The organism is Paenibacillus sp. FSL R5-0923 (assembly GCF_038009145.1).
Taxonomy (GTDB): Bacteria; Bacillota; Bacilli; order Paenibacillales; family Paenibacillaceae; genus Paenibacillus_AQ.
The window spans coordinates 5,534,889-5,547,932 of the sequence record NZ_JBBPAT010000001.1 but is presented as its reverse complement, the minus strand read 5'-3'; the positions used below and the strand labels follow the sequence as shown (position 1 = coordinate 5,547,932).

At 44.9% G+C, this 13,044-nt stretch carries 7 protein-coding genes; 3 read left to right on the top strand and 4 right to left on the bottom strand.

Going from position 1 to position 13,044, the window contains the following annotated elements; translation table 11 throughout:
- Window positions 1-29 precede the first annotated feature (29 nt).
- The 3 genes from MKX35_RS24945 (at window position 30) to MKX35_RS24935 (ending at window position 9,082) form a co-directional block, all read left to right on the top strand.
- Window positions 30-1,862: a UbiD family decarboxylase gene (locus MKX35_RS24945; protein WP_076300818.1), complete on the top strand. Its 1,833-nt coding sequence runs from the start codon at window positions 30-32 to the stop codon at window positions 1,860-1,862.
- A gap of 418 nt (window positions 1,863-2,280) precedes the next feature.
- A complete protein-coding gene (locus MKX35_RS24940; RefSeq protein ID WP_305953497.1) occupies window positions 2,281-8,469 on the top strand; it encodes a rhamnogalacturonan lyase family protein in 6,189 nt (2,062 codons plus the stop codon).
- 148 nt (window positions 8,470-8,617) lie between these two features.
- On the top strand, window positions 8,618-9,082 hold the full coding sequence (locus tag MKX35_RS24935; RefSeq protein ID WP_042186633.1) for a DUF2269 family protein: 465 nt from the start codon (window positions 8,618-8,620) through the stop codon (window positions 9,080-9,082).
- Here MKX35_RS24935 and MKX35_RS24930 read toward each other — a convergent pair.
- The 4 genes from MKX35_RS24930 to MKX35_RS24915 form a co-directional block, all read right to left on the bottom strand.
- Complete coding sequence (locus MKX35_RS24930; RefSeq protein WP_076283271.1) at window positions 9,054-10,214, bottom strand: glycosyltransferase family 4 protein; 1,161 nt, start codon at window positions 10,212-10,214, stop codon at window positions 9,054-9,056. The two genes, MKX35_RS24935 and MKX35_RS24930, sit on opposite strands and share 29 nt — an antisense overlap.
- Before the next feature lie 144 nt (window positions 10,215-10,358).
- Window positions 10,359-11,201 (bottom strand): sugar phosphate isomerase/epimerase family protein, encoded by an 843-nt coding sequence (locus tag MKX35_RS24925; protein ID WP_081383067.1) that lies wholly within the window; start codon window positions 11,199-11,201, stop codon window positions 10,359-10,361.
- Window positions 11,202-11,218: 17 nt separating this feature from the next.
- Window positions 11,219-12,319, bottom strand: coding sequence for a mandelate racemase/muconate lactonizing enzyme family protein (locus tag MKX35_RS24920; RefSeq protein WP_076300819.1), 1,101 nt, complete (start codon window positions 12,317-12,319; stop codon window positions 11,219-11,221).
- Window positions 12,306-13,022, bottom strand: coding sequence for a rhamnogalacturonan acetylesterase (locus MKX35_RS24915; RefSeq protein WP_076300820.1), 717 nt, complete (start codon window positions 13,020-13,022; stop codon window positions 12,306-12,308). The genes MKX35_RS24920 and MKX35_RS24915 overlap by 14 nt, the downstream gene beginning before the upstream one ends.
- Window positions 13,023-13,044: the final 22 nt, after the last annotated feature.

Below are 13,044 nucleotides of genomic sequence, written 5' to 3'. Positions count from 1 at the left end.
AATAACCTTCTAGAGATCGGAGTAATGAAATGAAATATAGCAATTTAGAAGAGTGTGTTAATGATTTAGAGAAACATGGACATTTGGTTCGTATTCGTGAAGAAGTGGACCCTTATCTGGAGATGGCCGCGATTCACTTGAAGGTTTATGAAGCTGGTGGCCCTGCATTATTATTTGAAAATGTAAAAGGCTCGAAATTTCGTGCCGTATCTAACCTTTTTGGAACGCTAGAGCGCAGTAAGTTTATTTTTCGGCGTACTTGGAACTCCACACATAACGTAATTGCACTTCGTAACGATCCTATGAAGGCACTTAAGAATCCTTTTAAATATGTAGGGACAGGACTATCCGCAAGAAAAGCATTGCCTATTAAAAAGCCGGGTGGTCTACCAAGTGGTTTTCAGGAAATCAGTATTTCTGATCTTCCGCTGATCACACATTGGCCGGAGGATGGTGGCGCTTTTGTCACATTGCCGCAAGTGTATTCTGAAGATCCAGACAAGCCAGGCATTATGAACTCCAATCTGGGGATGTACCGTGTGCAGTTGAATGGTAATGATTATGAGCTCAATAAAGAGGTTGGCATTCATTATCAAATTCATCGCGGTATCGGCGTGCATCAAGAAAGAGCTAATCGAAAAGGAGAGCCGCTTAAAGTGAGCTGTTTTATCGGCGGACCTCCAGCGCATACGTTATCGGCTGTAATGCCATTGCCAGAGGGTATGAGTGAGATGATCGTTGCCGGTTTACTTTCGGGACGTCATTTTAGCTACAGCTATGTAGATGGATATTGTATCAGCAATGATGCGGACTTTGTGATCACAGGGGAAATTCATCCTGGTGAGACGAAGCCGGAAGGACCTTTTGGCGATCATTTAGGCTATTACAGCTTAGTGCATCCTTTTCCAGTTATGAAAGTACATAAAGTGTACGCTAAAAAGAATGCAATCTTTCCATTTACGGTTGTCGGCAGACCCCCACAAGAGGATACCGCTTTTGGTGAGTTAATTCACGAGTTAACGGGTGGAGCTATCCGACAAGAAATCCCGGGTGTCAAAGAAGTTCATGCAGTAGATGCTGCTGGTGTTCATCCCCTTTTGTTTGCGATTGGCAGTGAACGTTATACACCTTATCAACAAGTGAAGCAGCCAGCGGAGATTCTTACGATCGCGAATCGGATATTAGGCACAGGTCAGCTTAGTTTAGCTAAATTCTTGTTTATTACAGCCGAAGAGAAACAACCTATCAGCACACATGATGTTGAGGATTTCTTGACGTATATTTTAGAGCGAATTAATCTTCGCAGAGATATTCATTTCTATACGAATACAACGATTGATACTCTTGATTATTCCGGTACAGGACTTAACAGCGGAAGTAAGGTGATTTTCGCTGCGGTTGGGGAGAAGAAAAGAGAACTATGTACAGAGGTTCCTGACATACTTGAAGAACTACAGGGATTTGGACATGCAAAGATGGTGATGCCGGGTCTCGTGGCGCTTCAAGGCTCTAAATTCACTACTTACGCTGAAGCAGCGCAGGAAATGAACAAGCTTAGCGAAGCGATTCAAGAACAGGGAGCACTCCCATCTTGTCCGATGATTATTGTGTGTGATGATAGCGAGTTCTTAAGTGATAGAATTGAGAATTTCCTATGGGCAACGTTCACACGCAGCAATCCTTCTCATGATATATATGGCGTGAACAGTTCAACGGAGTATAAGCATTGGTCATGTGATAACGTGATTATTGATGCGCGTGTAAAACCTCATCAAGCGCCGCCATTAATTCCGGATCCAGTGGTTCAAAAGCATATCGAACGATTATTTGCTCCAGGTGGGAGCTTAAACGGTAAGATCTAACCATAACTCAAAGACCTTCTTGGGAAACCAAGGAGGTCTTTTTGCTGTTTTTTGAAATGATTTTACTCAAATGAAATTAAAAATGTATAGGCGTATTCTGGGTTTTATGTCCCAGCTTGTCACAAAATCGTAGGATTTTATAACTAGAGGCGAGTGAATTGAACGGTTTAGTGTATGATAAACTCTGTTTTTTAAATGTTCATAGTGAAACTTAGGTGGTAGTATCGTGTTGGATATGAGTGCATCTGGAAATAATTATCCAGAAAAGTGTCTGAGCAAGGAGGAGGGGATACGCGCACGAAGTGAACTTATATTTGAAGAACGAATGACAATGAAGCTTATTGTAAGCGTTTACTACAAAAGGGCCAGATGCGTACTAAGTTCTTTCAATCATAAGAAAGCGGGTGAAGCACGGAAGATGAAGAGAAATAAAATGGGGAATAAAATACTTATTGTGTTATTGTCGTGGGTCTTCATTTGTTCATCTCTATTTCCCTCTACAACATTTGGAGTGCAACCAGCCAGTGCGGATTCAGGTCCAATAACTTTGCGATATGATTTTGGAACGGCAACAAGTCCTGTAATGAGTGGTTATACAGCTGTGCATGAATCAAAGTTGTATACGAAGGAGCTAGGATATGGTTTAGATCAGGCGGTTGCCTCAAGAAATCGCTCGGGCGGAGATGAACTGACTAATGATTTTGTACTGGGATTGTCCTACGCCTTTCTAGTGGATCTTCCTAATGGGGATTACGATGTGACTGTATTCTCAGGAGATTTATTAGCAGGCACAAGTACAACTAAAACTACGATTACCTTAGAAGATGTTACGGCTGGTTCAATAAGCAGCAAGCAGGCAGTAAATCAAGCCACTTACCGCACGACTGTCCAAGACGGTCAACTAACCGTTGGCATCACGGGTACAGGGGTTGGCGGGTATTTAAATGGACTTATGATTCAGCAAATCGTGCCGGGTCCACTGCAGGCTCCCGAGGGCTTAGCGGTTACGAATCTCTCGCCCACTGCGGTCTCCCTCGGGTGGAGCAGCGTGACAGAAGCAGTCTATTACAATATATATCGGACAGAGCTTCCTAGCGGGACCATTCAATCGATAGGTCAAGTTGCTATGAACAACTACGTGGATTCAGACGTAAATGAAGGCAGTGGCTACATTTATAATGTGTCTGCTGTTAAAGGCAGCGGTAAGGAGTCTGCTTTGAGTGCATCTGTGACGGTAGATGAAATTCCGGGGGCAGAGGTTCCGGCAGTACCAACGGGCCTTTCGATTGTCAGCGTGGGTGCGAGTTCTGTTCAGCTAAGTTGGAACAACGTGGCGGGAGCTACCCGTTATACAATCTTAAGGTCTGATTCAGCAGATGGAAGTTTCCATGAGATTGGGCAGTCGGGGACGGCGACATTTACGGATGTAGCAGTGGATACCTCTAAACGGCAATATTATGGAGTAAAAGCTGCTAATGCCCAAGGAGAATCCCAGTTATCTAACAAAGTGGAAAGTATGGTATACACGCCACCTGTAACATTGCCAGAAGGAAATGTATATTCCTTTGATTTTGGCCCAGGTGCTGCGGCGGAAGGTTATCTTAAGGTCGATGCGGGGGTATCTTATTCCTCTGCGGTTAAATATGGATTTACGGATATATCAAAGGTAACTGGTGTAGACCGGGAAACCACTGATCCTTTGCGATCGGATTTGGTAGTCCCTAAGGATACTACCTTTAATGTAGATTTACCGAATGGTGACTATACTGTGTCACTTATCGCTGGAGATAGCGCCGGAGACACGGACATTGGCATCAAAGTAGAATCCATTCAAAAAGTTCAGCAGACAAGTAAAACAGCTGGTCAGTATTTGGAAATGAGCTTTGACATTGCTCTGGTGGATGGACAAATGAACTTGGTGTTCTCTGGCATGAAGCCTAATATCAATGCACTGGTGATTACTAAGCAGCCAGATCGTCCTGCTAATGAATTGCCTACAGTTTATATTGCGGGTGATTCCACTGTGCAGACTTACGATCCTTACTGGATACCACAGGCTGGCTGGGGACAAATGATTCCTGATTTCTTTAGTGAGGAAGTAACGTTTAAGAATCACGCTATCGGAGGCCGCAGCTCTAAGTCATTTATTGTAGAGGGGCGGCTGGATGAAGTACTGCGAAAGATACAGCCAGGTGATTATTTCCTTATCCAATTTGGCCACAATGACGCAACGATCAGTGTTCCTGATCGGTATGCCTCTCCAGCAGATTACAAAAATTATTTAAAAACGTATGTCGAGGGTGCCAGACAAAGAGGAGCGACTCCGATTCTGGTGACCCCGATGGGCCGCAGAGATTATAATGCTGCCACGGAAAAATTTAATGTGAGTTTCCCTGAATATGTGCAGGCGATGAAAGAGGTAGCCAATGAGCTGCATGTGGAAATGGTTGATCTTAGCGCGCTAAGTGTCGCTTATTACAATTCGATTGGTTTTGCAGCTACACGCTCTGTATTCCTTCACCTCGATGCAGGGATATATGGTGCTTTCCCGAATGGGTCAGCAGACGATACTCACTTTCAAGAGTACGGAGCGATTCAAATGGCTCGTCTGTTGGCCAAAGGAATAGAGCAATTAAACATTCCGCTCTCCAGCTTTGTACAGGACATTAAGCAGCCAGAAACAGTGCCTGCCAAGCCACAAGGTCTTGTAGCGGGAAGTATCAGTAATGCAGGTGCAGTACTGAAATGGGATAAAGTAGAGGGTGCTGATATTTATAAAATCTATCGTAAGCTAGCGTCCGAAGCTGAAACTGCTTACGCATTGGCGGGAACTGCCACTGTTCCAACTTTAACATTAAGCGGAATGGCGGAAGGTAACAGCTACTCCGTTCGAGTGACTGCAGTAAATGGGTTAGGAGAGTCTGAGCCTTCAGATGAAGTTAAGCTGACTACGAAGTCCGCTCAATATCGTTATGATTTTGGACCTGTTGGCTCACCCGTTGCCGCCGGTTATACGGAAGTGAACCGTAATGTACTTTATACAACAGAACGTGGTTATGGCTTGTCCTCAAGTGAAGGTATGAGTGATCGAGATCGCGGTAATGCGACTGATGCCCTTCGTAGAGATTTCGTGATCTATTTTGGAGGTTCGTATGAATTTAAAGTTGATTTACCGAATGGTTATTACTCCGTTAAGACCTATACCGGAGATTGGATTGGTTCTACCAAGACGAACGTAGCAATTGAAGGCAAAGATTATGGAACAGTCTCTTCAGGTAAGGAAAATATTGCTGAGAAGCTGTATAACCAGATCGCTGTCAAAGACGGTCAGATGAATCTTGTTTTTAGTGGCACAACGGCTCATCTCAATGGACTGGAAATCACACCTCTATTATTAGCCCCAACGAATCTGCAACTGGGTAGTCTGGACTTAAACAATGAGCCTATCACAGCTAATCTATCTTGGGATGGTATGGATGGTGCGTTGAAATACCGAGTGTATCGTCAGGCAACGGTTGCGAATAGTGCAGAGCTGCTGGGCGAGACAACAGAGCCGCTTTACACAGATACCACTGCGGATATCGGTATGGAATACATCTATACGGTAACTTCGGTGGACAGCACGGGACTGGAATCCGTAACATCTAATGCCTTAAAGGTGTCTATGATTGATCCAGCTGTAGCAAAAGCAGCCGTACCAAGTGGTCTATCGGTACAATCTACGAACAAAAATGATGTGACCTTTACGTGGAATAAGGTTTCGGATGCAAGGATGTTCAACATTTATCGTGCGAAATCCGCGGATGGTGAGTTCATTCTAATCGGCAAATCATTTGAAGCTTCATACACAGACACGACCATTTTAAGTACAATTCCTTACTATTACAAAGTTGCCTCGGTAAATGCAGGCGGTATCTCTGATCTTTCCGCTTCGCTGGAAACCTCAGCGGTGACAACACTATACCGGAAGATGGAGGCGCTGGATCGTGCGCCTGTAGCGGTTAAGACAGATGCGGGTGTTTATATCAGCTGGCGGATGTTAGGTCTGGATCCAGAATCGATTGGATTCAATCTGTATCGTGGGGAAGAGAAGTTAAATGATTCGTTGATTACTCATAGCACGAACTATCTCGACACTTCCGGTACAGCTGACGCCAAATACAGAATTACATCAGTAATCAATGGAGTCGAAAAAGCGGCTTCGGAAGAATTCAGCGTATGGCAGAAGCAATACCTATCTATCCTCTTGCAAAAACCAGCAGATGATTACACCAAAGATGGTCAGCCTTATACGTATAGTGCAGGGGATGCAAGTGTAGGGGATGTGGATGGTGATGGGGTGTACGAAATCATCATGTTATGGTCGCCTTCGAACAGCAAAGATAATTCCCAGGCAGGTTACACAGGACTAGTCTATATGGATGCTTATAAGCTAGATGGTACACGTTTATGGCGGATTAATTTAGGGCCTAATATCCGTGCGGGCGCGCATTATTCACCATTCATGGTTTACGATTTGGACAGTGATGGTCGTGCTGAGATTATGCTGAAGACAGCAGATGGTACGGTTGATGGTCAAGGTACTGTGATCGGTGATGCTAGTGCAGACTATCGCAATAGCTCGGGTTATGTGCTCCTCGGCAATGAGTATTTAACAGTGTTCGAAGGGGCAACAGGCCGGGCTGTGGATACGGTTAGTTATGATCCGCCGCGTGGTGACGTAGGTGCTTGGGGCGATGCCTATGGTAATAGGGTGGACCGCTTTTTAGCCGCCGTAGCTTACTTAGATGGTGAACAGCCAAGCGTGATTTTCAGCCGTGGATATTACACAAGAACTGTACTTGCAGCGTATAACTATCGCGGAGGTAAGCTAGAGAAGGTATGGCGATTTGATAGTAATGAAGAAGGGTATGGCGATTACGCAGGGCAAGGAAACCATAACCTTTCAGTAGGAGATGTAGATGGTGACGGCAAGGACGAAATAACCTTCGGCGCGATGGCGATCGATGATGATGGATTACCACTGTACAATACAAAGCTTGGTCATGGGGATGCAATCCATTTCGGAGACCTTGACCCTACCAGACCTGGACTGGAAGTCTTTGATGTTCATGAGCATACGGATTCGAAATATGGTATTGAAATGCGCGATGCAGCTACAGGGGAAACCTTATGGGGTGTGTTCACGGGAATTGATACTGGACGCGGAATGTCAGCAGATATTGACCCGCGTTATACCGGTGAAGAGGTATGGGCTGCAACGATTACCAATGAGGTGCAGATTCCTGTTACAGGCGTATATAGTGCACAGGGAGAGCTAATCACGAATAAGCTGCCTTCTTCTACGAATTTTGGCATTTGGTGGGACGGTGATCTTTTACGTGAATTGCTGGATTCTAATCGAGTGGATAAGTGGGATTACACCAACCAGACAACAGCTAATTTGTTGACGGCAACTGGAGCCTCTTCTAATAATGGCACCAAGGCGAATCCGAGCGTGCAGGCGGATCTGTTCGGGGATTGGCGTGAAGAAGTGATCTGGCGAGCAACGGACAGTTCTGAATTACGAATCTATACAACAACGGATATGACAGATTATCGTATTCGCACTTTGATGCATGATCCGATCTACCGACTGGGAGTGGCTTGGCAGAACGTGGGTTATAATCAACCTCCGCATCCTGGATTTTTTCTTGGCGAAGGCATGGAACAACCAGCTGCACCAAAAATTCAATATGTAGGCTCGCCTGTGGAAACAGAGGACACTACACCACCTGCAATAACGGGTTTACCTTCTACTCAAATGAGTGAATCGGATATCTTGAAGGCACAGGTCGTAGCAGAAGATCCTGAGTCTGGTATTCGTAGTCTGGATATCACCTTTGATGGAAAAAAAGTTGTCTATGGAGATGAGATTCCACTCAAAGGACTTGCGGGATCGCATACGTTTATCGCAACAGCTGTGAATAACGCTGGACTCTCGACGACAGAACAAGTAATTATAGTCGTAAACGGGCCTCAGAAGGCTACAGGAATTCCGGGGCAACCGGTTCTATCCAATAACAATGGGCAGGATACAGGACTCTTGGATGGTGATTACCAAATCACAATGAACATGTGGTGGGGTAATAATGGTACGATCTACAAGCTATATGAGAACGGTACCTTAATAGACACGCAAACCTTACGTGACGACTCCCCAACCGCACAGACCGCAGTGACTAGTGTTACTGGAAAAGAAAACGGTACCTACACCTATACGGCTGAGCTGACCAATTCTTTTGGCACAACGGTGTCTGCTGCTCATGTGGTTATCGTGAAGGATGCTGCACCAGGTAAGCCAGTGTTATCTAATGACAACTGGGATGGTGATGGAGAGTATAAAGTGACCATGAATCTATGGTGGGGGATGAACGGCAAAATGTATCGCTTGTATGAGAATGGAGTGCTGATCGATACACAGACTTTAACAGCAAATACTCCGAATGCCCAAACGGCTTCTACTTCGATCACGAATCGATCTCCGGGTGTTTATGAATACCGTGTAGAACTGATGAATGATCAAGGCGTTAGTGAAAGTACAGTTATGAAAGTCTCGGTAAAATAATTAAGCAATAGTTAAAAAAGCGCCTACGTCGGTAATATCCGGCTAGGCGCTTTTTGAGATTATCTAAGATTTAAAGGATTCTGCAAGACTATTTCCACTATCATCGTCATATGAATCTAAACAACGAATGATAGGGAGGATTGTAATCATGGAATTGACGGATATTATCTCTAAGATTGTGGTAGTCATACATGTTATAGCGGCCATAGTGGGAATTGGACCAGCTTTTGTGCTGCCAATACTGACAAGCTCTGCCAAGACAGGCAGCCAGCTTCGTTTTGTATTTGGCATGATGAAGACAATCAACAGATTCCCTAAAACGGGTGGAATTACCCTGATCGTTACAGGCATTTTGTTAATGATCATTGATAAAATGGGCTTGTCGGTGTTGTGGATCAATCTTTCGTTATTATTTTTTATCGTGATAGAAGTCATTATTATTGGATTTGTTGAGCCTCGATTGAAAAAGCTGACCCAGCTCGTGATGGCGAGTGAAGGCGACGAAATCCCTGTAGGCTACAACGCCGCTATGAACAAGATCGCTCCATTAGAAGCAGCTGTACATGTGCTCACTATCGTCATTATTATATTAATGGTAGTAAAGCCGGTATAAGATCGAAGCGTCTATTCTCAAGGATCTCTTCATAATCGCGAATGAGTCCATCAAAAATGCTCTCCCACGAGCGGCCGAGCGCCAGCTGTCGCCCCTCATAACCCATAGCAGCCAGCTTTTGGGGTTGCTCTATACATGCACAAATCTCACGAATAAAAGCATCCGGGGAACGAGGTGGGGCGATTATTCCGGTGCGACCGGGTGTAACCAGATCCTTCACCCCGCCTTCATTTACGGCGAGGACAGGCAGTCCAGAGGCCATGGCTTCAAGGACAACATTACCGAAGGTTTCCGTACTGGAAGGGAAGACGAATAGATCAGCTGAGGCATACAATTGGGCAAGCTCTTCACCGTGTTTGTAGCCCGTAAACGTGACATTTTGCGGCGCCTGCGCCCGCATCTCTGATAATAAGGGACCGTCTCCAACAACTAACCAATGTACCTGAGCTTGCATAGACTCGGGCAATTGCTGCATGGCGAGAGCAAGGGTGTTGATATCTTTTTCAGGAGCAATCCTTCCCACATACAGAAGTAATATCGGTGCGGTAATTCCGTAACGATCACGGACCTGATGGCTGCGTTTTTTCGGAGTGTAGAGATTGCAGTCGATGCCTCTAGACCAAAGCTTCAAACGTTGAAAACCTTGAGCTTGTAGGGAATCGAGTGTTTCATTGGAGGGAGCGAAGGTAGCATCGCAGGACCGATGAAACCACTTCATGTACTTCCAATAAAGAGGAACAATTTTTTTCATCCGATAATATTCAAGATAGCGATCAAAATGGGTATGATAGGAGGCGACATGAGGCAGGCCAAGCTTTCGCGCATAGCGAAGGCCGCATAGACCAATATTGAATGGAGTAGCCAAATGAAGCAGATCGGGTCGAAAAGCTTTTAGCTCTGACTGGATGGAGGACATATTCGGCAGTGCGAGTCTACATTCCGGGTATAAGAAAAAGGGGATACTGGTAATGGGACGTATGGGATCGGCATAACTGTCTTCAGGAGCAGATTTCGGCGAAAATAGCAGATGCTCGATACCTCGCCGGTTCAAATGAGTGGTTAAGCGCTGAAGCGTAAGTGAGACACCATTCGTTTGCGGAAGAAATGTGTCTGTAAATAAAGCAAGACGCATAGAACCCCTCCCAGGTACTCTTGATGTCTTGATCATAACAGCCCATTATTTCATGGAGGTCAAACGGATGTTAAACAGAATATAAAAATCCACTGCACACGGTAATGAGGTGTACAGTGGATTTTTTTGTATGTGATCTTATATTTACACTTCTTCATATATCCGCTGTATAAAAGCGATGCTTTCTCTTAGATGCGATTCAGGAGTACTCTCTAAAATGCCCTGAATATGCGGACGCTCGTATTTCATATAACGGAGAATCGGCTCAAACTCAAGCCAGCCCTGACCTACAGGAACAATTTTGATGGCTCCATCTTGCACGATAAAATCTTTTAAATGAATGATGGCAATTCGATTTCCTAAGAGCTTCAAAGCTTCCATAATAATAGCTTCCTGATGCAAGTAATTTGTAGGTGACATGAGATTAGCGCAATCTAATATGACCTGAAGATTATTAGAAGGGATCTCATCCAGCAGTCGGCGAGTTAAGGATGCGGTGTACAGCGGATGATGGAGTCCTGCTTCGATTCCTACCGTCACACCAAAACGTTCGGCCTCTGCGACCATTAGCTTTACCGAAGTAACGACCTGTTGAAAAGCTTCTTCTGTAAAATTATCTGTGGTATACCCAAGTCCCATACTTCCGGTTTCCGCACCTACTAGACTGGCACCGAAATCTCTGGCCAAGCGAAGATGGGTATTGAACTCGGCTAACGCTTGTGCCCGTTTGTATGGATCGGTGTCTACAATATTAACGTAACAGCCAAGCACCGCAATCTGAATACCAGCCTGTCTAAAGGCATTTCCGTAATAACTAGCTGTTCCAGGGCTTATAGCAGTCAGACTCGGAGTGCTGTCAGGAAAAGATTTCTTAAGTGCAAACTGAATATGAGCGAAATTATAGAACTGAAGCTTCTCAATTAAATCCTTCAATGGAACTTGTGTGAAATCATGTGCTCGAACACCTAGGTGCAGGGGAATACTCATATGATCGATCGCTCCTATTAGTATTGTTGTTTGTGTGGCGCTAATTTATCCCAGTCAAAGGTAACCCCAGTGCCTGTTACTTCAGGCGCAACTGCCATCCCATTGTCTTTGTTAATCACTAGCGGACGTGTAGTGTATTGATCGATAGGGAAGCTATGCATTTCGAGATAACCTGCATTTGGCATAGCTGCTAATAAACTAACGTGTAATTCCTGCATCCCATGTGTGGAAACGGAAAGGTTATAGGCTTGTGTTAAGTGAGCTACCTTTAACCAGCCCGTAATTCCGCCTATATTGGAAGCATCCGGTTGAGGGAAATCTACATGGCCATATTGCAGCATGTGATGGAATTCGGTTAAGGTCCGAAGGTTTTCTCCGCCTGCAACAGCAATGCCTGATTCTTCTGCAATACGCGCATAGCCGGCATAATCTTCCGGAATCGTTGGTTCTTCTAAGAAGAGGATATCGTATTTCAAAAATTCACGAGCGGCTTTAATCGCTTTTTCTACACTCCAGCTCATATTCGCATCGACCATAAAGGCCACATCTGGACCGATTAATTGGCGCACCGCAGCCACTCGTTCCACATCTTCAGCTAATGTTTTTTGGCCTAGTTTAATTTTGACAGCCTGCAGGCCCATATCTAAGTATTTTTGATTGTTGAGGAGGAGCTTTTCTAATGGGAAATTCAAATCAACCGCTCCGCCATAACATTTGACCTCATTGCTTGCGCCACCCAGAAGTTTGTAAAGCGGTTCATCTGCTTTCTTCGCACGTAAATCCCATAAAGCGATGTCACATGCTGCAATGGCGAAGCTAGCCAGACCCCCGCGAGCAACATAATGTATTCCCCAGTTCATCTGCTCCCAGATACTTTCCACACAGCTAGCATCCTTACCGATTAAGATCTGAGTTAATTCATTCGCAATTAGTGAGCAGATCGCTTTGCCGCCAAATCCGCCAGTATAGGTATAACCTACCCCTTCACGACCGTCATCGGTTCTAATTTTGACAATGGGAACTTCAAAGTGAGTGTGCAGTCCGTGTTTAGCGTCCTCCATGATTTCCGGCAAAGGGATACGATAGTACTCTGTAATAACTTCTTTAATTAGAGACATCTGTGATCACTCCTTGTAGTAGTTGTTGTAAGTCTGTTAATGGTAAGGCAGTAGATTGTTCAATAGCCTGAACCACAAGTCTGGCGATGTGCTGAGCACCTTGATCAGAGAAATGAGTATCATCCATAACTCCATTTGGGTAATTCGGATGTGCTTTTTCAGGCAAATGCATGAATAAATTTTTGGATTCTTCAACACCTAACGAACGATAGAGCACTTGCGAAGCTGCGAAAATATCAAGCAGTGGTGTTTGCGTTTCTTCAGCTACCTGCTTCATAGCCTCGGGATAAGCGCCTACAGCAAGCGGGTCAAGCTCTCCATCGGAGTTGAAGCGGCGGCGACTTACAGAGGTTAATAGAACCGGAGTCCCGCCTAACTGCCGAGCAGCTTCAATATATTGAATTAGGTTGCGGCGATATTCAGTGTCGGGATCAGTGTAACGCAAAGGATCTTCTTTTTTCTCATCGTTATGTCCAAATTGAATGAAGAGGTAGTCACCGGCCTTGAAGTCTTTAAGGATGTCCTCCAAACGGCCGTCAGTTATAAAGGATTTGGTACTGCGACCATTAATGGCGCGATTCTCGATTCGAACAGAAATCCCAAAATAACCTTGCAGGTATTCTCCCCAGCCTGTCATAGGTTTTTCTCCAGCGCCTTTGATAGCCGCAGTGGAATCTCCCGCGATAAATAATGTGGGTGTCATAGGATCTTCTCCTTGAATGTAG

Coding starts and splice junctions, on each gene's coding strand:
- MKX35_RS24945 (WP_076300818.1), top strand. CDS start 30: ATGAAATATAGCAATTTAGAAGAGTGTGTTAATGATTTAGAGAAACAT.
- MKX35_RS24920 (WP_076300819.1), bottom strand. CDS start 12,319: ATGTCTCTAATTAAAGAAGTTATTACAGAGTACTATCGTATCCCTTTG.
- MKX35_RS24935 (WP_042186633.1), top strand. CDS start 8,618: ATGGAATTGACGGATATTATCTCTAAGATTGTGGTAGTCATACATGTT.
- MKX35_RS24930 (WP_076283271.1), bottom strand. CDS start 10,214: ATGCGTCTTGCTTTATTTACAGACACATTTCTTCCGCAAACGAATGGT.
- MKX35_RS24940 (WP_305953497.1), top strand. CDS start 2,281: ATGAAGAGAAATAAAATGGGGAATAAAATACTTATTGTGTTATTGTCG.
- MKX35_RS24925 (WP_081383067.1), bottom strand. CDS start 11,201: ATGAGTATTCCCCTGCACCTAGGTGTTCGAGCACATGATTTCACACAA.
- MKX35_RS24915 (WP_076300820.1), bottom strand. CDS start 13,022: ATGACACCCACATTATTTATCGCGGGAGATTCCACTGCGGCTATCAAA.